We start from the raw sequence: 20,551 nt of genomic DNA on the forward strand, positions 1-20,551 counted from the left end.
CAGCGGTCTATTGTGTGCCTTTATCCGATCACGCCTGGTGAAGTCGCATTAACTTAAATCCAGCGGATCGACATCCAGCTGCCATTTCAGTTTACGCGACAGCGGCCAGTCTTTCACTGTCGCTACGGCCTGCGCTAAGGCCTGATGCAGCACCTTGCGGTCTTTGCAAAACAGTTGCAGCTGCCAGCGATATTTGCCGGCTTTGCGCTCCATTGGGCAAGCCAAAGGGCCGAGTAACTGTAGGGCTGGGAAAGCGCCCAGCAGCTGCGTCAGCTGCTGTAACCACTGCTGGCACAGTTCCAGTTGCAGCGACTCAGCGCGAAACAGCGCCAGATGTATATAAGGAGGCAACTGGGTGTACTGCCGCTCCAGTAAGGCGCTGCGGGCAAAGGAGGCATAGCCGTTTTGAATTACGTCCTGCAGCAGCGCATGGCCGGGGTAGTGGGTTTGCAGCAACACGGTGCCGGCTTCAACGCCGCGGCCAGAACGGCCAGCCACCTGCGTCAGCAGCTGCGCCAGTTGTTCAGGGGCGCGAAAATCACTGCTGTACAAGGCCCCATCCACATCGACAATCACCGCCAGTGCCACATTGGGAAAATGGTGGCCTTTGGCCAGCATTTGAGTGCCCACAATCAGCTGCGGCTCACCTTGCTGAATTTGCTGTAATGCCTGATCCAGGCTGCCTTTGCGCCGGGTGGAGTCCCGGTCCAGCCGGGTAATAGTGACGTTCGGGAACAACAACTGCAGTTGCTCTTCCAATTGCTCTGTGCCCTGGCCGACGGTGGATAACTGAGTGCTGCCACAGCCGCCGCACTGGCGTGGTACCGCTTTAATAGTGCCGCAGTGGTGGCACACCAGCTGGCGGCTTTGTTTGTGGTAGGTCATAAAGGCACTGCAGCGCTGGCATTCGGTCAGCCAGCCGCATTCATGGCAGATCAGTGCCGGAGCAAAGCCGCGCCGGTTTAAAAACAGCAGTACCTGGCGGCCTTTGTCGAGGCTTTGCTGAATACGCTGGCGGGTGAGTCCGGCCAGACCTGCCTGCATCACCTGTTGTTTTAAATCCACCAGCTCTACTTTCGGCACCGCCTGGCCTGTGGCCCGCTCAGGCAATGGCAACGGGAAAAACCGGCCGGCCTGCACATTGGCCAGGCTTTCCAGGCTGGGTGTGGCCGAGCCCATCAGCACCGGCAGCTTCAGTAACGCTGCGCGTTTAATGGCTAAGTCGCGGGCATGGTAACGAAAGCCATCCTGCTGCTTAAAAGAGGCGTCATGTTCTTCGTCCAAAATCAGCAGTTGCAGCGTTAAAAAGGGTAAAAACAACGCCGAGCGGGTGCCAATTAAAATAGCTAAATCGCCGGTCTGGCAGCGCTGCCAGACGGTAAAACGCTCCAGATCCGTCATATTGGAATGCCAGACGCCAACCGGCACGCCAAAGCGCTGCTCAAAACGCGCCAGAGTTTGTGGCGTCAGGCCAATTTCTGGCACCAGTACCAACACCTGGCCGCCGGCGGCTACCACAGGGCTAATGCTTTGCAGGTAAACTTCGGTTTTGCCCGAGCCAGTCACTCCGTCCAATAAAAAGCTGGCAAACTGGCCCAGGCTTTGGGTGACCCGGCTGACCGCCAGCGCCTGCGCCGGGTTGAGCGGCAGCGCTTTTTGCGTTTCAGGCTGGGGTGTATAAGGCCCATAAGGCAGCGCAACTGCGTCGGCGTACTGCAGCTCTAAAAAGTAATTCAGGTCAGTGCGGCTGAACTGGCCGCTGAGTTGTGCCTGTTCAGGCGCGGTTTTTAGCAGCTGCCACAGTGCCAGGCGTTTCGGGGCGCGCTTAAATTGCTGTTCGTCCAGGGCACGCCCGGCTTCGGTGAGCTGGTAACGCACAGTGCGGATGGGGTCGGCATTTTTGCCTTCACGCAGCAGCGCTGGTAAAGCGCTGGTCAGCACTTCGCCCAGCGGGTGATGGTAATAATCGGCGGCAAACGACAATAACTGGCGTAAATCAGCCGCCAGCACCGGGGCGCTGTCCAGCACCTTCAGCACGGTTTTTAATTGTTCGGCAGGGTAGTGGTCGGCTGGCTGCAATTGCCAGACAATGCCGATCAGCTCGCGGTTGCCAAAAGGCACTAGCACCCGACAGCCCGGACTGACAGGTTCAGACTCTGGTAACAGATAATCAAAATGCTGACGCAGCGGCAGCGGTAACGCCACCCTAAGCACAATCACAACAGCTTTCCCGCCTAAAAACAGGCGTTTAGTCTACTGAGGCTGCGCTCTGAACGCCATCGAAAATAAATGCCGGGCGGCGTTGTTTTTTAGGTTGAAACTTCAACAGCTATCCATTAAGCTACGCGCCCTAAATTAACTGTAATACGTATGGTGTCTGACACATGGGTGATCAGATAGCGATACGGCCTAACGAGGTAACGCCATGAAACCAGGTATCCACCCGGAATACAAAGAAATCACTGCAACCTGTACTTGCGGTAACAGCTTCAAAACGCACTCAGCTCTGTGCAAAGACATCCACTTGGACGTTTGCTCAGCTTGCCACCCGTTCTACACTGGTAAGCAGAAAGTTGCTGACGTTGGTGGTCGTGTTGACCGCTTCAAAAAACGCTTCAGCGTTCTGGGTGCCCGTTAATACTGGCGACCGAAATAAAAAAAGCACCGCAAGGTGCTTTTTTTATTTCTGCTATTCCTGGCAGACCCCCTCCGGGCCAGCGCTTCGCACTGTTAAAAATCATTCCAGATGATTTTTTATTTGCGCCGTCCATGGCGCCAACCCTCCGGGCCAACGCGTTGCGTTGTTAAAAATCGTTCCTGACGATTTTTTATGTCTGCCATCCCTGGCAGACAGCAGCGGGCGGGTCAAGACCCGCCCCTACAACCAGCATTCGAACCTCAGCATACAACGGCGTAGGGGCGTAGCTTGCTGCGCCCATTCAAGATCATCAGTAACGTCGTCACTTTGCCACCTGTTGTGAATTATCGGTTAAAAAAACTGCTTGAAAATCAATAAGCCAACCAGTAGTTTGAGGGCTTGATTAAATAGGAACAAACCGGCAGCTCAGTAACCAGCCGGACAAGGAGTCGAAGATGAATGTGCTTTTGATCGTTCTGCTGGTTAGCCTTAGCACCGCTTTGGTGGTTGCAGGTCTTGGTTATCTGGTTGGGGTCAAGCGTCAGCATCAGCTCATCAACGGCGTTGATTTCTCCAGTCTGACAGACGTGAATAAATTTGGCCGCATTCTGGGCAACAGCATGATGTTATCCGGCCTGTTGATGGCGCTTAGTGGCCTGTTGGCTTACTACCAGCTAATAAGTTTAATCGGCTTCCTCGTGCTGTTTTGTTTGGTGTCCCTGTTGCCTGTGTGGGGTCTTATTTATGCCAGGCGCAAGTGCGCGGCAGTCTGAACCTGCGCCAGCTGTTCGCTTGACCCGCCCCTACAACCAGCATTCGAACCTCAGCATACAACGGCGTAGGGGCGTAGCTTGCTGCGCCCAGGGACGTGCGACATTGGCCGCAAAAATGTTCATTTTTGCCGAATTTTTTGATCCAAATTGAAACTTTCATCAAATCTTTACCATTTTTACTGCTGTGTTCGGCGGTTCAGTCCGATATAGTAAAAGCACAACAGCAATAATAATGACGGTATGGATACAACTTTTTTCTTTGGTGACTGCCAGGTAGACCCCAAAGCCAACACAATCCGCTTCGGTAAACAGCAAATCCCCGTTGAGCCTAAGGCCATGGATGTGCTGGTGTTTTTATGCCGTCATGCTGGCGAGGTGTTAAGCGCCGAGCAAATTACCCAACACTGCTGGCCTGACGTGACCGGCGACAACCCGCTGCACAAAACCATTACCGCCTTGCGTAAAGCGTTGGGCGACAGTGCCACCAATTCGGTGTATATCGAAACCATCCGTAAACGCGGCTACCGCACTCTGGCGCCAGTGCGCTTTCCTGTGGGGCAACTGCAACTGGCACCCGACAACCACTGGCAACAAGGCTCGCCTTTTCCTGGCTTACAGGCTTTTAATGCCAGCCAGGCCCAGGTGTTTTTTGGCCGCGGCAAAGCCATAGAAGCCGTGTTGCAGGCCATAGCCCGCCAGGTCAATTTAGGCCGGGCGTTTTGCCTGGTGTTGGGGCCAAGCGGCAGCGGTAAATCGTCGTTAATTCAGGCCGGTGTGCTGCCCAATTTGCAGCAGGAAACCGGCTACAACGGCGTGCGGGTATTGTCGGCCAGCAGTCTGGATTTAGCCGACGTAGCGCCAGGGCGTTTATTGACCGAACTGGCCAGCGTCATGCTGGACTGGGAGCTGGACGACAAACCTGTGTTTGTTGGCGAAAGCACCGACAGCCTGGCGGAAAAACTGGCGTTCTCCTCCGAACAGGTGCTGTACCGTTGTCAGGCGGCGCTGAAGCCTTACCAACAGCATAAAAGCCGGCTGGCGCTGTTTATTGACCGGCTGGAAGTGCTGTTGGCGTCGCCGCAATTTAGTGCCGACGAGCGCCAGCAGCTGGTTAACCTGCTGGACCAACTGGCGCAAAGTGGCGCTGTGTTGGTGCTAAGTGCCTGCCGTAACGAATTTTACCCAGAGCTTGCCACCTATCCGGCGCTGATGGTCGACAAACAGCGCGGTGCGCATTTTGACTTAGCGCCACCCAGCACGCTGGAACTGCAGCAAATGATCCGCCAGCCGGCGCTGGCGGCCGGGCTTAGCTGGCAAACCGACCCGGTGAGCGGCATTGCACTGGACGAACAGCTGTGCAACGAAGCTGCCGACAACCCGGACGGCCTGCCGATGCTGCAATACCTGCTGCAACAGCTGTATTTACAGCGCAGTAGCGACAACCAGCTGCTATGGGCTGTGTACGAACAGCTGGGCGGTATTGAAGGCGCTATTGGTCAAACCGCCGAGCAGGTGTTAAGTGAACTCAGCAGCAGCCAGCAAGCCGCCTTGCCCACTGTGTTGTCGCTGCTGGTCACCTTACGTGACGACGAGCAGGTGGTCACCAGCCGCAGCGCGCCCTGGTCAGCCCTGCAAAACACTGAACAACAGCAGCTGGTGCAGGCGCTGGTGAATCAGCGCCTGCTGGTGTCACACCTGGACGACAACAACCCCAGTTTCAGCATTGCTCATGAAGCGCTGCTGCGGCGCTGGCCGCGCGCCAGCGACTGGATAGCTGCCCATTACCAGGCGCTGGCAGTAAAAAGCCGGCTGGTGCAACAAAGCAAACGCTGGCAGCAAGAGCAACAACAGAGCGCCTATTTGCTGGCTGAAGGCAAACCTTTGCAGGAAGCGCAGTGGGTGCAGGCGCAGGGCTCAGTGCTGCTGGAGCCCGACATTCGCCGTTATATTCAGGCCTCCGCCAGCAAAGCTAACAACAAACGTTGGGCCCGGCGTGGCCTGGTGCTGCTGTTGTCGCTGTTAACTCTGGTGGCGGTGCTGATGAGCCTGCGCAGTTTTCAGGCTGAAAAAGACGCCCAGCAAAAGCGGCTGGCGGCCGAAAACCTGGTGGGGTTTATGGTGGGTGGTTTTGCCGACAAGCTGCGACAAATAGGCCGCATGGACTTGCTCGACGGTATCAGCAATAAAGCGCTGCAGTATTTTACCGACTTTACCAGCGCAGGCTCGGGCCAGTATTTAAGCCTGGAATCACGCCTGCTGCACGGCCAAACGCTGGAAGCCATGGGCGAAGTGGCCTATTCCCGCGGCAAAACCGACGAAGCCACCACAGCTTTATTGGCAGCGCGCGAGCAACTGACTGCTGTACTGGCGCAGCAACCCAATAACCTGTCTTTGCTAAAAACCCTTGGTGCTAATGCCTTTTGGTTGGGGCAAATGAAATACGATGTGTCAGATTGGGCGAAAACCTTGCCCTATTTTACGCTGTATCATGATTATAGTGCCCGTATGTACCAGCTGGCCCCCAATGATTTGGATGCAATAATGGAATTCTCCTACGCCACCAATTCATTAGGCTCAGTGGCAATGAAGCAACAGCAGTTTGATCTGGCCGAGGCTTATTTTCAGCAATCACTGGAGTTAAAGCTAAAAGCACAGCAATTGTCACCTGACCATAAAACCTTAGTTGGAGATATTGCTGATACCCGCTCTTGGTTGGCTGGCGCATCTATGGCGAAAGGGGATTTGCGAAATGCGATTACAGAGCATCGATATATTCAAGGGGAATTCGAACAGCGTAATAATGAAGCTAAAGTTGATCCTTACGTCTTAGAAAGAGCTTTTAACAGCTATGAAATATTGTCCACGATCTACACCTATCAAGGGCTTACGAAAGACGCTATTGAATTACTTTATAAAGCGCACGAACTGCTAGGGGAGGCCCTCTCTCAGGATCCACAGAACCAAGGTTGGCAAAATGACTTTTTCAATCAAAAAATTAAGTTAATGGTTCTAAATGCAGGTGTGAATGATCTTCGAATCAACTACACACCAGAATTGCTCAAGAATGAGCTAGAAATGAAAAGAAACAAATTTAGCAACGAACGACATTACCGTAGGCTTAAAAATAGCCTGCTAATGGAGTCTATAAACTATTACTTTGCAAAGGGGCTGCGGCAGAAGGGGACTGAGTTAGTGCCGCAGGCTGTCGCTATATACCGGCAGCTTTATGCTGATGATTCTGAAAACCAAGGTGTAGCAGTTGCTTTGGCCGAGGCTGAATTGTTAGCAGCATTCAATTACAAGCAACAACAGCAATTAAAACAACGCCAAGAGTCCTGTACCAGAGCAAAAGAATTACTTGCACCTTTGCAGCAAAAAGATAAAAAGCCGCATCTTATTCAGCCATATGCCACAGCCCTTAAGTGTTTGAATGAATTGGATCAGCATTCTGATGTGCAGCAGCTTGTCCAGCAATCAGGCTTGGTGTTAGGCGAGCTTTAGTTTTTTATAACCCAAGGAGAACATAATGAATCCAATCAACTTAATTCAAGGCCCAGTTATTGAGGTTCTTATTAGCCTGAACGACAACCAGGAACCGCAGATCACTTATATGCAGGATGGTGCGGTCGCCTCAGGCAGTATTATTGTGACTTGTGGTGAAACCATTACTTATCGTTTAGTCAATTCACCTGGTTATGCTTTTAAAGGCGCGGGGTTTTTAACTCCTTATGACAATATTATTGATGCAGTACAGGTTTCTCCTGATGGTCAGGAACTGATATTAATGGATGAAGATCAGGTGAAAGGCATAACCAAATTCCAGCTGATTTTTACCAACCCAACCAATAGCCTGTTGTTATTAAGCCCAGATCCGCAGGTTATCAATAAAGATGAGCAACCTCCGCTGTCATAAGTAGTTTTTGAAAGCCCCAGCCGGGGCTTTTTTTATTGGTTCGCATGAGTGATATTTAGCTGAAGAGATACAGCTGTCAGGTGAAAGTGTCGTCGGGAGTGTGGAGGTCACATTTTTTATCATTTAAAATCAATATTTTAAATTAGAAGGTAACCAGAAGGTAGAAAGGGGGGATATTTTTTATAGTGTGCTTATCAACACAAGGCCAACAGGGCCCAGGGAGCACAGCAGATGAAAACATCCACAGAAACTTTTCCACCCTTTCCGGAAAAAACCACCGCCGATGCCGGCGCCAATGTGCTGGCTTTTCATCCGCAGCAAGGCAGCCTGGCCGATTTACCAACAGAGCCTAAAAGCAAAACAGCCGGCAAAACCACCGCCAGCACAGCAGCTGTTGCAGCGCAACCTGGCCCGGCACCGCAACAGCCGGTCAGCCCAGCCCAACAGCAGCTAAACACTGCATTGCTGTGGGTGCATGCCATGGTGGACGCGGCAGTGCTGGTGAATGCCAAAGGCAAAATTTTAGGTATTAACCGCTTTGCCGCCCGTTACCTGGGCACGACGCCAGACGCGTTAATGGGCCACTGCTGGCCAGACTTTATGATTAAGCGTCACCAGCCGCGCTATTTAAGCCTGGTCGATTCGGCGTTAAAAGACTTGTCGTCGCCACAGCATGGCCTGGCCGAAGTTAGCCTGATTAAAGTCAATGGCGAGCTGAAAGATGTAGAGCTGAGTGTGTCGCGGTTGCCGCTTGCCGAGCCAACCTGGCTGGTGCTGATGCGCGATTTAAGCTTTTACAAAGAAGAATGTATGAAGCTGCATATGCTGGCGTCTACCGACGCGTTAACCGCACTGCCAAACCGCCGTTTCTTTGACCAGCAATTGCAGCAACTGTGGCAGGAATGCCAGCGCAAACAAAGCCCGCTCAGTGTGCTGGTGATTGATGTCGACTTTTTTAAACAATTTAACGACCAACATGGCCATATGCAGGGCGACGAATGCCTGCGCCGGGTGGCGGCGGCCTTGTCGTTGGCCTTACCGGCCGGGGTGGGGTTAGTGGCCCGTTATGGCGGTGAAGAATTTGCCATGCTGCTGCCGCACCACAATGCCGAAATGGCGCAGCAGGTGGCGCTGAATGTGCAGCGTCAGGTGCAGCAACTGGATTTCTGCGAGCAGGGCCTGACCGCCGATGTCACTGTGTCGGTCAGCCAGGGGATTGCCACTGAAAGCCGCGGTTTGTACCCCAACGCCCAGGCCTTGCTGGCAGCGGCCGACACCGCGCTGTACCGCGCCAAAAGCGAAGGCCGCGACCGGATCGGCCAAAGCTGCTAGCAAGCCTGGCAACAGCCAGCGCTGCCAAGTCGTGCTGCAGCTGTTGCTAAATAGCGCCTGTTGCCAAATAAAGGCGGGCCGTTACAATCGAAGGCTTTGGGGTAATACACAAGGCCTTCTGATGAGTAAACAACATTCTGCCGGGTTTCTGGCGCTGGTGAATGACGCCAAAAACCGGGTGACTGAGCTTAGCATTACGGAGCTGCAACAATTTAACCGGCCTTATGTGCTGGTGGATGTACGCGAAGACCATGAATGGCAAGCCGGGCACTTACCCGGCGCTTTGCATTTAGGCAAAGGCATTATTGAACGCGATATTGAAAAGGCAGTGCCTGATATGCAGCAAACCCTGGTGCTGTATTGCGGCGGTGGTTTCCGCTCGGCCTTAGCGGCCGATGTATTGCAAAAAATGGGTTACAAAGACGTGCTCAGTCTGGCCGGAGGTTACAGCGCCTGGGTTGCCGCCGGTTTACCTTTGCATCAGCCTGGGGCGTAACGACTGTAGAGCGGGCGTGTAGGGGAGGGTTTTAACCCTCCCGAACTGACGCCGAATTACTTCAGCAGAGAATCGCTTAAATGCGGACGCATGGTTTTCAGCATATTGCCCAGCAGTTTCGGGCTGGCTGCTACTGTATTGCCGCTTCGCAGGTAGTTGTTGCCACCGGCAAAGTCGCTCACCAGGCCACCAGCTTCACGCACCAGTAAATCGCCTGCTGCAATGTCCCATGGCTTTAAGCCAATTTCCCAGAAACCATCCATACGGCCAGCAGCCACATAAGCCAAATCCAGCGCGGCAGAACCAGCGCGGCGCACGTCGGCAGCGTCTGTCATAAAGGCTTTAAAGGTGGCCAGGTAGGCATCCATATGGTGCTTTTGTTTAAACGGGAAACCTGTGCCTAACAGGGCGCCGTTCAGGTCTGGCAGGTTGGTGGTACGAATACGGCGGCCGTTTAACTGGGCACCGGCACCACGGCTGGCGGTAAAGACTTCGCCGCGCAGTGGGTCAAATACCACAGCTTGCTCGGTGCGGCCATTGACACGCAGAGCAATAGAAACGGCAAAATGAGGAATACCTTTGATAAAGTTGGCGGTACCATCGAGCGGGTCGATGATCCATTGGTAATCGCTGTTGTTGTTGCTGTGTTCGCCAAACTCTTCGCCGATAATATCGTGGTCTGGGAACGACTTGCGCAGTACGGCCACAATGGCGTGCTCTGCTTCCTGGTCAACGTTGGTGACAAAATCGTTGGTGCCTTTTTGGCTGGTCTGTACCCGGTCCAGTTCGCCATAAGCTTTGGCGATAATATTACCCGCGCTGCGCGCAGCACGAATGGCGATGTTTAACATCGGATGCATAAGCGATTACCTTATTGTATAAAGAACAGTCAAAAGAGCGGCGCGTATTGTAGCGGCTCAGCACAAAAAGTAAAGCAAATTCAGGGGCGGTGTTTTTGCAGTTTTCGCTGCAGGGTGCGGCGGTGCATGTTCAGTAATTTCGCGGTTTGCGACACATTGCCTTGTTGCTGCTCCAGCACCCGCTGAATATGCTCCCACTCCAGTTGTTCGGGCGACAACAATGCGGTGCTGTCGTCTGGCTGCGGTGCGCCTTGCAGCGCGGCCAGCAGCAGTGAAAAGTCCAGCGGTTTGGTCAGGTAATCGTCGGCACCGGCTTTTACCGCCTGCACTGCGGTAGCAATGCTGGCAAAACCGGTCAGCAGTACTATGCGGCAGTGCGGTAAGGCCTGGCGCAGGGGGGCAATAAAATCCAGCCCGGACTGCGGGCCAAAACGTAAGTCGAGCAGGTAACAGTCGGCCTGGCAATCGGCCAGGCGCTGCGCTTGTTGCGGCTGGCTAAAGCAGAGCACCTGGTGGCCCTGCTGTTCCAGCCGGCGGCTTAAGGTGCGCAGTAAGGTTTCATCATCGTCCACTAATACCAGTTTCATCCCAGCCTGGCTCCGGCAAAGTGGATCTCTGTGCAGCTGCCGCCGTCCGGCAGGTTGTAGCGCTTTACCTGTGCGCCCAGGCGCTGCAATGACACTGTGGCCAGAAACTGGCCCAGCCCCAGGCCTTGTTCGCTGGGCTGCACCACCTGGCCCAGCTGCTGCAGCTGTTGTTCAGTCAAGCCGGGGCCAAAGTCGCGGATGCGCAACAGTACTGTGCCGTTTTGGCTTTGCAGCGCAAACTCCAGCTGGTTACTGCCTTGTGCTGCACTGGCGGCAGCGGCGTTATCCAGCACATTAAACAGTGCTGCGGTAATGCTTAATGCCTCACTGACCGGCAGCTGGCTGCCATCGGTCTGGCAGTTCAGGCTGCTGCTGATTTCCGGTCGGCTGACCAGCCACAGCTGCAGGCTGTGTGACAATAACAGGCTGAGATCCTGCGATTGTTCGTCCCGCAGCTGCTGGGCGCTGTGGCGTAGCTGGTGCACCAGTGCGCTGCATTTATCCAGCTGGGCCAGCATATCTTGCTTCAACTCAGTGGGCAGAGGGTGGTCCTGCAGCTCGTCGGCCAGCAAGGTGAGGTTTTGCAGCGGGGTAGCCAGATCATGGGCGGCGTTGGCGGCATAAGTGGCCACCACCAGCACCTGTTCATGTTGCGCCTGCTGGTGTTGTAACTGCGCCAACTGGCTGTTCTGACGGCGAATTTGCTGGGTTTGCGAGCTGATAAACCAGCTGACAATCAGCGCCGAAAAGGTAAAACCCCACCACATTTGCTGTAAATGCTGGGCCATGGCGTCGGCCTGATGATGGGCGGCGTGAGGGTCGTTGCTGAGTTGCCATTGGGTCAGCAGGCTGTAACAGCAAATGGCCAGCGCTGCAAACAGCTGGCTGGACAGCGGCGGCAGCAAGATGGCGCTGACCGCAACGGGCAACAGCAATACTGCGGTTAAGCCATTGCTGGCACCGCCGCTTTGTGCCAGCTGTAAGGTCATCACTGCAATATCCAGCAGCAGTGCCAGAGCCGCCAGCCGCAGCGGATAACTGGCGTGGCGGCTAAGCCGGTCCAGCAGCGGGTTTGACAGCAAATGCAGCGCCGCCAGGCTCAGCATCAAAGGCCAGGACCAGATGGGTTGCTGGATCAGCCAGGCAAACAGCAAGGCGGCCGCTTCCAGTGCCAGCAGGCCCCAGCGAAAGCGGATCAAAGGTCGTAGCGGGTGATCTGAGGTTGGCATGCCGAAAGCCGGGCTCCGAAAACACAGTGGGTCACAACTGACAGCAGTCTAGCGGATCCAACGCGCCGGGGGAATGCGGCAAAAAGTCGCAGAGGCAACCGAAACCTTGCTGGTCATACGGCTGTCATTTAGCTTGGTTAGAGTGCCGCGCAGCAAAACTGGAGGCGAAAGCACAATGAAATCTGTGTTGTACCTGATGCGGCATGCGACTGCCGATGTACGTTCCGGCCTGGTGGAAGACATTGACCGTTGCCTGAATGAAAAAGGCCGCTTGCAGGCCCGGCGGGTGGCGGCTTTTATGCACAAACACCAGCTGATCCCGGACAAAATTCTTTGCAGCCCTTTTGCCCGGGCTGTGCAGACGGCAGCTTTGCTGCGCAAAGATTTAGAGCTGGCCGAAGCCGTGGCCGAACAGGACTGGCTGGCTCCGGGTACCAGTGCCACACAAATGGCCGAGCAGCTGAAAGCACAGCTTGCTGATGGCCAGGCGCTGCTGGTGGTCGGGCATGAACCTGAACTTGCCATGTTAATTCAGCAACTGCTGGGCTTGTCGGCAGCTTTTGTTGAGCTGAAAAAAGCCTCACTCAGTTGCCTGGAGTTTGAGACTGAACCCGGTTTGCCAGTGCGCCTGGCCTGGAGCATTCCGGCACGCTTAATGGGCTGATTGGTTGTTGCTGTGACCGAGTCTTGTGTTAAGTTACGCGCTGTTAACATTTTACCTCTGATAAGGATATCTAGATGCAAAAGCTGTATGCGTTTTGTCTTGTATTGTTTCTGCTGGCGGGCTGTAGCAGTACGCCGCAATCCAACCCACACTTTAGTCAGTTACACAGGGCCCGCATGGGTCACGCCGCTGTGCCCATTGGCGACCAGATTTATGTGCTGGGGGGCAGCAACGACAGTGGTTTTCTTGGCGATGTGGAAGTAATAGACACCCAGAACGGCCAGGTGCGCCAGCTCAGCAGCACATTGTTGCCTCGGCGCTATTTTTCTGCGGTCTGGGATGGTAAAGAATCCATTTATATTCTGGGTGGCGAGGTGCAGCGCAAAGACGGCCTGCACTTAGAGCGGCGGGTTGAAGTACTGAATATCCGCACCGGCGACGTAAGCTTTGCGCCGAATTTACCAGAACCAACCCGGATGAATGCCGCTGCCCTTAGCCACGGCGAGATTTGGGTCTTTGGTGGTGCAGTGGCCAGCGCAGAAGGGATAACGCAGCGCGATTTGGTGGCCGTGTACAATTTACAGCACGGCAGCTGGCGACGTGGCCCCGCCATGTCGGTTGGCAAGGATGTAGAACTGGCTGCACTGAATGGTCAGCTGTATCTGGTCGGCGGTTTTAATGGCAAGACGGGCTTAAAGACGGTCGAGCGGCTGGATACATCCAGCCAAAGCTGGCATGCCGAGCCTGAATTGCCGCAGGCCACCAGTGCCAATGCGGTGGCCAGTTGTGACAATGCGCTGGTGAGTTTTGGTGATTATCAGCAGATGGACAGGATCCTGTTCTGGCAGCCGGGCACTGCCGGCTGGCACCAACTGCCAGTTTCGATGATACCGGCGCGTCATGCCGCCGCAGTGCAGGTGAAGAACAGCCTGTACCTGATAGGTGGCAATACCGGCAGTAAAGGGCCTTATGTGGGGGCAGTACAACGCTTTGATTGTGCTGAGTTAGAGGCCGCCGCCAGGCTGTGAGAGGTCTGAGCGCCAATAAAAAAGGGCAGAGTTTAACTCTGCCCTTCGTTTTTACGTCAGGATTAGTGACGGAAGTGGCGCACGCCGGTAAATACCATCGCCATGCCGTGTTCGTCGGCTGCGGCAATCACTTCCGCGTCGCGCATGGAACCACCTGGCTGGATCACGGCTGTGATACCAGCGGCAGCTGCGGCGTCGATACCGTCGCGGAACGGGAAGAAGGCGTCAGACGCCATCACTGAACCTTTCACTTCCAGATTTTCGTCCGCGGCTTTGATACCGGCAATTTTCGCGCTGTAAACGCGGCTCATCTGGCCGGCACCGACGCCAATGGTCATGCTGTCTTTGACATAGACAATGGCGTTGGATTTAACGTATTTGGCCACTTTCCAGCAGAACATTAAATCACGCAGCTCGTCTGCGGTTGGCTGGCGTTTGGTTACGACTGTTAAGTCGCTGGCGCTGACCATCTTCTGGTCACGGTCTTGCACCAGTACACCACCGTTCACGCGTTTGATATCAAAACCCGTGGTTTTGCTATTCCACTCGCCACAAACCAACAGGCGCACGTTTGGCTTTTTCGCAACCACAGCAGCGGCTTCGGCAGTGGCTGTTGGCGCAATAATCACCTCAACAAACTGACGGCTGACAATGGCTTCGGCCGTGGTCGCGTCCAGCTCACGGTTAAAGGCAATAATGCCACCGAAGGCTGAGGTTGGGTCGGTTTTGTAAGCGCGCTCATAAGCTGCCAGAATGCTGTCGCCAATGGCCACACCACAAGGGTTGGCGTGTTTGACGATCACGCAGGCAGGTTCAGCGAATTCTTTGACGCATTCCAGCGCGGCGTCGGTGTCGGCAATGTTGTTGTACGACAGCTCTTTGCCTTGCAGCTGAGTGGCACTGGCCACAGAGGCTTCCTGGATCTGGTTTTCCACATAAAAGGCTGCGGCCTGGTGGCTGTTTTCGCCGTAACGCAGGTCTTGTTTCTTCACAAACTGCGCGTTAAAGGTGCGTGGGAACTGAGTTGGCTGTGCGTCGGCTACATCGTAAGCTGGCAGCATAGTACCAAAGTAGTTGGCAATCATGCCGTCGTACTGGGCTGTGTGTTCAAAGGCGCTGATGGCCAGGCTGAAGCGCAGGGCGTGCGTGGTGGCACCGTTATTGGCTTCCAGCTCGGCCAGTACTTTGGCGTAGTCAGAGGCATTCACCACAATAGTGACGTCTTTATGGTTTTTCGCGGCAGCGCGCACCATAGTCGGGCCGCCGATATCGATATTTTCGACCGCGTCTTCCAGGCTGCAGCCTGGTTTCGCTACGGTTTGAGCAAAGGGATACAGGTTCACCACCACTAAATCGATAGGCGCGATTTGGTGTTGGTTCATCACAGCTTCGTCAGTACCACGACGGCCTAAGATGCCGCCATGCACTTTCGGGTGCAGGGTTTTCACCCGGCCATCCATAATTTCCGGGTGGCCTGTGTAGTCAGATACTTCAATCACTGGAATGCCTTGTTCGGCCAGCAGTTTGGCGGTGCCGCCGGTGGACAGTAATTCCACGCCGCGCTGGTGCAGCGCTTTGGCAAACTCAACAATACCGGTTTTGTCAGACACACTTAATAAAGCGCGACGGATTGGACGAGCTGCGTTCATTGGATCATTCTCCGCTGTAATGGTTAATTCGGACCAGCGCTACTGTGTTTCACAGCTTTGGGACAACAAAACAGCCTGGACATAAGCATAGAGAAAAAGGCTTTGCTGTGTCGCTGGGATCGCTGGTGACATCCCTTATTTAATCTGCTACTGCAGGCTTTTCCCTAAGTAACTGGCGTTGCAGCAAGGCGGCAAGGATTCGAGTCCCCAGGAGCATAGTCCACTATGTGACTGGGGCGAGAATCCGCAGCCAACAACGCTGCAGTGTCAAGTACGACGGGAAAAAACAAAAAAGCACCCGAAGGTGCTTTCAGTGCGGGACTTCTCCCGCAGGGGCATTAACTCATGCCGTACTGTTTCAGCTTCTTACGCAGCGTACCGCGGTTGATGCCCATCAGGTTGGCGGCGCGGGTCTGGTTGCCGCGGGTGTACTTCATCACTTCTTCTAACAATGGCTTTTCTAATTCAGATAACACCAGCTCGTACAGGTCGTTGACGTCCTGACCATTTAATTGCTGTAAGTAGTTCGCCACTGCCTTCTGAACCGCGTTGCTCAGAGGCTGCGGTTTTTCCTGAGTCTGTACATGGGCATTGGTGATAAATGGCGAAGTCACGTTTTGATTAAACATTGCCTATTCTCTTTTACGTTAGGTTGCTGCTAGTTGTTCGAAATACACATTAAGTGCATCCAGCTGGACATTGCCCTGCTCGATGCCATTAAACTCACTGCGGAACACGCCTTCGCTGTCATGTTCTGCCAGGTACCAACCCACATGTTTGCGGGCTATACGCGGGCCTAACACCTCTCCATACAACTGGTGTAAACCGCGGACATGCTCCAGCATGATATCCCGCACTTCGCTGATGGCCGGAGCCGCCAGCGTCTGGCCTGTGGCCAGATAGTGCACCACTTCACGGAAAATCCAGGGACGCCCCTGAGCCGCACGACCAATCATGATGGCGTCGGCCCCAGTGTAATCCAGCACAAACCTGGCTTTTTCCGCTGTGGTGATGTCGCCATTGGCGATCACCGGAATGGACACATTTTGTTTGATAGTGCGGATCGTGTCGTACTCCGCCTCCCCTTTATACATACAGGCTTTGGTGCGACCATGCACAGCCAGCGCCTGTATGCCATTGTCTTGTGCTATCCGGGCTATGTGCACCCCGTTGCGGTGCTCCGGATCCCAGCCGGTGCGGATCTTTAAGGTGACTGGTACTTTCACTGCATTGACCACAGCTCGGACGATTTGCTCGACCAGCTCCGGGTATTGCAGCAGGGCAGAGCCCGCCAGTTTTTTATTCACCTTTTTTGCCGGACATCCCATATTGATGTCGATGATCTGGGCGCCGTGTTCAACATTAAACACCGCCGCTTCGGCCATCTGTTCCGGGTCCGCTCCTGCTATCTGAATCGAGCGAATGCCACTTTCATCCTGATGTGTCATTCGATTTAGCGACTTTTCGCTTTGCCAGACCAAAGGATTGCTCGACATCATTTCTGACACAGCTAAAGCTGCGCCAAAACGTCGGCAAAGCTCACGAAAAGTGTAATCTGTGACTCCGGCCATCGGAGCACAAATGACATTGTTTTCAAGTTGGTATGGACCTATGCGCACCGCTAAAACCAAGGCTCGACCCTGAAGGGGCGCCAAGTTTACGGATTTTTGCCAACAATGCAAAGGTTATTATTTAAACAAAATTTCTGTTTTATAGTGGTTTGCTGGGTTGACAATCGCTAAAGGGCTGAAATTTCGACTTTCAAAAAGCGAAACCTCAGCAAAATCAGCAAATGCTTTTATAGATAATTGTACTGGTGTTGCTTTTTGCATCACTGCTCGGCAGGAAAAAGGCGTTGACGACGCGGCGGCGGCTTCCGTTAGAATGACCACAGCCCTTGATGATGGAGTCTGTAATGAATAAACGAAGCCTGACTGCGGCGCTGAGCTTTTTTTCTGCTTTGGTATTTTCTGCGTCGGCGTTGTCAGCCACAGTTCAGCTGACTGACGTCAAAGTGCGTGAGCTGTTACCTGGCCGCATGATGACGGCGGGTTATCTGACACTGGAAAACACCGGCAAAGAAGCCGTTGTGCTGACCGGAGTGACCAGTCCGGCTTTTGCTGAGATTGAGCTGCACGAACATGTGCACCAGGACGGTATGATGAAAATGCAGCAACTGCAGCAGGTGGAAGTGGCGGCTGGCCAGCGCGTGACTTTTCAGCCAGGCGGTTTACACCTGATGATGTTTGATGCCAAAAGTGCGCTGAAGGCAGGTGACAAGGTGTCGCTGAGTTTTCAGTTCAGTGACGGTAGCTCGGCGCAGCAGCAAGCCGATGTGGTTGCAGTGACACAATAACGACCTTTGACGTATTCACTAAAAGAATAAGGATTCTACGATGAAATTTTCGATGAAGGCATGGCTTTGTGGCGCTGCGCTGATGTCCCCACTGGTTTGGGCCGACACAGTAGGTGGCCTGTACCTGAACGCAGAAGTGATGGATGCGTCGGTAGACGGCGGTTTTGGCCAGCCAGGTCAGCAGCAGGATTTTCTGTTTTTCAATAAAACGCTGAGCAGCTATGGGCTGAAAATAGAGCACCCGCTGCCGCTGATGCCGAATATCCGTCTGCAGTACAACAATCTGAAATCTGGCGGCGGTACAGAACTGAACCGCACTTTTATGTTTGATGGTCAGCAGTTTGCTGTAGCCAGCAGAGTGATGCAGGACGCGGACCTGAGCAATTTCGACGCCACCTTTTATTACGAGTTGCTGGATAACGAGCTGTTTGCCTTCGATTTAGGTGTAACGGCTAAGTACATCGATGGTGAGCTGAGTGTGACCAGCCTGCAAAATGGCCAGAGTGGCCGTCAGGATATTTCGACGATCGTCCCCATGTTGTACGGCTACGGCAGCTTTGGTTTGTTAGGTACCGGCGTAACGCTGTTTGCCGAAGCGAACTACGCCAGTTATGACGGTAGCTCCGTGTCGGATCTCAAATACGGTTTGTCCTATGAGCTGATTGACGTGTTGGCGTTCGACCTGCAGCTGCAGACTGGTTACAAAATCAGCAAAATGCAACTGGATGACGTCGACGATGTGGATGCCGATCTGAGCTTCGAAGGGTTTTTTGCTGGTATTCAGCTGCATTTTTAACGACCCGACTCACCTGATGCAGAATTCCTGTTGTTCTGCATTCAGGTCCGTCCTATAGTGGCTGCTGTATTTTTCCTTGCAGAACTTATTGATGAAACTCCGTGCTTTACTGCTGACTACTTTGTTTGCCATGGCGTTGATTGGTCTGGCAGGGACTTTGAGCTGGCACAGCCAATGGCAACAGCAGGAGCGCAGTCGCAGTGAAGCCGAGCAGCAATTACTGACCAGCCTGTCGTTAATGGTGGAGCCGTTATTGGTCAAAGGCGCGGCCGAACAGATTAAAGCCAACCTGCTGTCCTCCAGTTTTGCCAGTACCTTACCGCTGAAATCCATTCTGGTGTTTGACGCCGGTGGCCAGTTATTTGCCGCCAGTCAGGGCTATACCTCGAACGTGACCTGGTCGTTGTCGAAAAACATGACCGGACGGCAGTCGTTGCCGGATGGCTCCGACTTGCTTTGGTCTGCGGTGCTGGTCAGTCCGGCCAGCATGGTGTTTTTTGAACCCGGCGCCGCCAAAGCCGAAGGCGAAGTGCTGGGTTATGTGGCGCTGCAAATCGCGCCGTTGCAGCTGCATGCCAGCTGGTACCACCAAAGTGCGTACTGGCTGGTTGCGCTATTGCTGACCGCTGCAATGCTGGCGCTGATGGCGCGCAAATACAAAACAAACCAGCAGCGTATGATGATGGACCTGAACCGTGAGCTGCACTTGTTGCTGCAACGGCCAGCCCCTGCGGTGGCTGGCGACGCGCTGTGGGCCGAATTACAAAATGCGCTGACTGAACTGAACTGGACTCATCACAGCTTAAAAGGCCAGGTAGCTGAACGATTGGCCTTGGCCGGGCCCAGCAAAGAACAATTTGACGAATTGCAGGCGCATTGCACTGCGCTGGCAGCACAACTGAGCGAAAGCCAGCAGCTGCAGCAACAGGAATTAGCCTGGCAGCGGCAGTGGCAGCACAGCCTGGGTTTACTGCAAGGTGTGGCAGAGGCGGAGCTGAAAAGCCAGCTGGAATTTGGCCAGATGCAGCTGCATTTTTTACAGCGCCAGGCACAGCCCGAGCTCTGGTCTCCTGGCAACTGGTTTCAGGCCGAAACGCTGCAATGGCGGCCTTATTTGCAAAAAGCGTCCGCCGAGCTGGTGCTGGTGGAAGACCCGGCGCTGCATCAGGCCGGTTTTGAACTGGATGTACCCGTACTGACCTGGACCTGCCGCGCCATTATGCAGCTGGTCTGCACTGGTATGCAGGGCCAGTCACTGACCTGGCACTGGTATGTGCAGAACTTCCAGGACCACAGTCTGCTGTTGCAATGGGATTTCGCCGGACGCAGCACTGCTTTGCAATTTTTACAGTCTGACGACCCGCAGCAGCCCTTATTACCGGCGCAGCGACTGGTGCTGCAGTTGATTAAGCAAGCGGGTTACAAGGTGCGTTTGTCTTGCCTGGAAGAGCTGGGCTGCTCGCTGGTGCTGGAAATTCCGCTGCACAAAGTCTGGCCGCAACCGTCTGACGTTACACAAACCATGGCTTATCTGGACGCGCAGCCAGCCCGCAGCGCTATTTTAAAACCTGCGCTGTACGCATTGGCGGAGCAGGTGTTTCAGGTGCAGCGCCCGGCCGAACTCTTGCTGGAGCGTAAACTGCGTTTATTAGACCTGGTGGTGATCCAACTGCCGGATGACGGTGACGGTGAAGAGTTGCGTCAGGTGCTGTTGCAGCTGGATTGCCCTGTGGTGGCTTTTGCCTCTCCTCACTACCAGGCCAGATGGCGTTCTGAATTGAGTTGCCCTGTGCTGAGCCAGCCGTTGCAAATCCGGCCTGTGCGGCAGTTACCGCAACAACAGCAGCACCAACCGCGAATTCTGCTGGTGGATGACAACGAAACCAATCTGGCCTTTGTGCAGGCGCTGTTGGCCCGACAGTCATTAAAACTGGATACCGCCACCACAGGCCAGAAAGCGGTTCAGCTGGCCAAAACCAACCATTACCAGATGATCCTGCTGGATATTCAGTTGCCGGATATGCAAGGCACTGTAGTGGCTCAGCAGATCCGTCAGTTGCCGCATCATCAGCACAGCCTGATCCTGGCCTTTACTGCGCATGCATTACCGGCAGAGCGGGACAGCTTTCTGGCGGCAGGCATGGATGATGTGGTGCTTAAACCTCTGGATATTCATAAAATTGCCGACTTGCTGCAGCGCTGTAAAGCGCTGGCTGAGATGGCCTGAACC

19 protein-coding genes are annotated in these 20,551 nt (G+C 54.2%); 11 read left to right on the top strand and 8 right to left on the bottom strand.

Annotated features, from left to right (window positions below):
- Positions 1 to 48 precede the first annotated feature (48 nt).
- Positions 49 to 2,220, bottom strand: a complete 2,172-nt coding sequence (priA, locus tag ACFO3I_RS10875; RefSeq protein WP_377334013.1) for a primosomal protein N' — start codon at positions 2,218 to 2,220, stop codon at positions 49 to 51.
- 205 nt (positions 2,221 to 2,425) lie between these two features.
- Between priA and rpmE the strand changes: the two genes are divergently transcribed.
- From rpmE to ACFO3I_RS10905, 6 genes are all read left to right on the top strand, one after another.
- A complete protein-coding gene (gene rpmE, locus ACFO3I_RS10880) occupies positions 2,426 to 2,638 on the top strand; it encodes a 50S ribosomal protein L31 (RefSeq protein ID WP_337842260.1) in 213 nt (70 codons plus the stop codon).
- 455 nt (positions 2,639 to 3,093) lie between these two features.
- Positions 3,094 to 3,411, top strand: coding sequence for a DUF3784 domain-containing protein (locus ACFO3I_RS10885; protein ID WP_377334014.1), 318 nt, complete (start codon positions 3,094 to 3,096; stop codon positions 3,409 to 3,411).
- 240 nt (positions 3,412 to 3,651) lie between these two features.
- A complete protein-coding gene (locus ACFO3I_RS10890; RefSeq protein WP_377334015.1) occupies positions 3,652 to 6,912 on the top strand; it encodes an nSTAND1 domain-containing NTPase in 3,261 nt (1,086 codons plus the stop codon).
- A gap of 25 nt (positions 6,913 to 6,937) precedes the next feature.
- Positions 6,938 to 7,324 carry a DP-EP family protein gene (locus tag ACFO3I_RS10895; protein ID WP_377334016.1) on the top strand — a complete coding sequence of 129 codons (387 nt, stop codon included), beginning with the start codon at positions 6,938 to 6,940 and terminating at the stop codon, positions 7,322 to 7,324.
- Positions 7,325 to 7,555: 231 nt separating this feature from the next.
- A complete protein-coding gene (locus ACFO3I_RS10900) occupies positions 7,556 to 8,656 on the top strand; it encodes a sensor domain-containing diguanylate cyclase (RefSeq protein WP_377334017.1) in 1,101 nt (366 codons plus the stop codon).
- 121 nt (positions 8,657 to 8,777) lie between these two features.
- The gene (locus ACFO3I_RS10905) at positions 8,778 to 9,152 is read left to right on the top strand and encodes a rhodanese-like domain-containing protein (protein WP_377334018.1); all 375 of its coding nucleotides are present in this window, start codon (positions 8,778 to 8,780) and stop codon (positions 9,150 to 9,152) included.
- A 56-nt stretch (positions 9,153 to 9,208) separates the two neighbouring features.
- Here ACFO3I_RS10905 and suhB read toward each other — a convergent pair whose 3' ends face one another.
- The 3 genes from suhB to ACFO3I_RS10920 form a co-directional block, all read right to left on the bottom strand.
- Positions 9,209 to 10,012, bottom strand: coding sequence for an inositol-1-monophosphatase (suhB, locus tag ACFO3I_RS10910; protein ID WP_377334019.1), 804 nt, complete (start codon positions 10,010 to 10,012; stop codon positions 9,209 to 9,211).
- Between the two features lie 80 nt (positions 10,013 to 10,092).
- Positions 10,093 to 10,599, bottom strand: coding sequence for a response regulator transcription factor (locus tag ACFO3I_RS10915; RefSeq protein ID WP_377334020.1), 507 nt, complete (start codon positions 10,597 to 10,599; stop codon positions 10,093 to 10,095).
- Complete coding sequence (locus tag ACFO3I_RS10920) at positions 10,596 to 11,828, bottom strand: ATP-binding protein (RefSeq protein ID WP_377334021.1); 1,233 nt, start codon at positions 11,826 to 11,828, stop codon at positions 10,596 to 10,598. Before ACFO3I_RS10920 ends, ACFO3I_RS10915 begins: the two co-directional genes overlap by 4 nt.
- A 175-nt stretch (positions 11,829 to 12,003) precedes the next feature.
- On the opposite strand from ACFO3I_RS10920, the gene sixA reads away from it, so the two are divergent.
- Together sixA and ACFO3I_RS10930 are read left to right on the top strand one after the other, a co-directional pair.
- Positions 12,004 to 12,492: a phosphohistidine phosphatase SixA gene (gene sixA / locus ACFO3I_RS10925; protein WP_377334022.1), complete on the top strand. Its 489-nt coding sequence runs from the start codon at positions 12,004 to 12,006 to the stop codon at positions 12,490 to 12,492.
- A 74-nt stretch (positions 12,493 to 12,566) separates the two neighbouring features.
- A complete protein-coding gene (locus ACFO3I_RS10930) occupies positions 12,567 to 13,520 on the top strand; it encodes a Kelch repeat-containing protein (protein WP_377334023.1) in 954 nt (317 codons plus the stop codon).
- Between the two features lie 62 nt (positions 13,521 to 13,582).
- On the opposite strand, the gene purH is transcribed toward ACFO3I_RS10930, so the two are convergent.
- The 4 genes from purH to ACFO3I_RS10950 form a co-directional block, all read right to left on the bottom strand.
- On the bottom strand, positions 13,583 to 15,169 hold the full coding sequence (gene purH / locus ACFO3I_RS10935) for a bifunctional phosphoribosylaminoimidazolecarboxamide formyltransferase/IMP cyclohydrolase (protein WP_377334024.1): 1,587 nt from the start codon (positions 15,167 to 15,169) through the stop codon (positions 13,583 to 13,585).
- A 338-nt stretch (positions 15,170 to 15,507) separates the two neighbouring features.
- On the bottom strand, positions 15,508 to 15,798 hold the full coding sequence (fis, locus tag ACFO3I_RS10940; RefSeq protein ID WP_008897208.1) for a DNA-binding transcriptional regulator Fis: 291 nt from the start codon (positions 15,796 to 15,798) through the stop codon (positions 15,508 to 15,510).
- 18 nt (positions 15,799 to 15,816) lie between these two features.
- Positions 15,817 to 16,740: a tRNA dihydrouridine synthase DusB gene (gene dusB, locus ACFO3I_RS10945; RefSeq protein ID WP_465269138.1), complete on the bottom strand. Its 924-nt coding sequence runs from the start codon at positions 16,738 to 16,740 to the stop codon at positions 15,817 to 15,819.
- Positions 16,741 to 16,857: 117 nt separating this feature from the next.
- Positions 16,858 to 17,001, bottom strand: coding sequence for a hypothetical protein (locus tag ACFO3I_RS10950; protein ID WP_377334026.1), 144 nt, complete (start codon positions 16,999 to 17,001; stop codon positions 16,858 to 16,860).
- Positions 17,002 to 17,084: 83 nt separating this feature from the next.
- On the opposite strand from ACFO3I_RS10950, the gene ACFO3I_RS10955 reads away from it, so the two are divergent.
- From ACFO3I_RS10955 to ACFO3I_RS10965, 3 genes are all read left to right on the top strand, one after another.
- Positions 17,085 to 17,525 carry a copper chaperone PCu(A)C gene (locus ACFO3I_RS10955; protein ID WP_377334027.1) on the top strand — a complete coding sequence of 147 codons (441 nt, stop codon included), beginning with the start codon at positions 17,085 to 17,087 and terminating at the stop codon, positions 17,523 to 17,525.
- A 40-nt stretch (positions 17,526 to 17,565) separates the two neighbouring features.
- On the top strand, positions 17,566 to 18,321 hold the full coding sequence (locus ACFO3I_RS10960) for a TIGR04219 family outer membrane beta-barrel protein (protein WP_377334028.1): 756 nt from the start codon (positions 17,566 to 17,568) through the stop codon (positions 18,319 to 18,321).
- Between the two features lie 91 nt (positions 18,322 to 18,412).
- Complete coding sequence (locus ACFO3I_RS10965; RefSeq protein ID WP_377334029.1) at positions 18,413 to 20,548, top strand: response regulator; 2,136 nt, start codon at positions 18,413 to 18,415, stop codon at positions 20,546 to 20,548.
- The last annotated feature ends 3 nt before the right edge of the window (positions 20,549 to 20,551 follow it).

This window comes from Rheinheimera marina (genome assembly GCF_042654345.1).
GTDB classification, from domain to species: Bacteria; Pseudomonadota; Gammaproteobacteria; order Enterobacterales; family Alteromonadaceae; genus Pararheinheimera; species Pararheinheimera marina.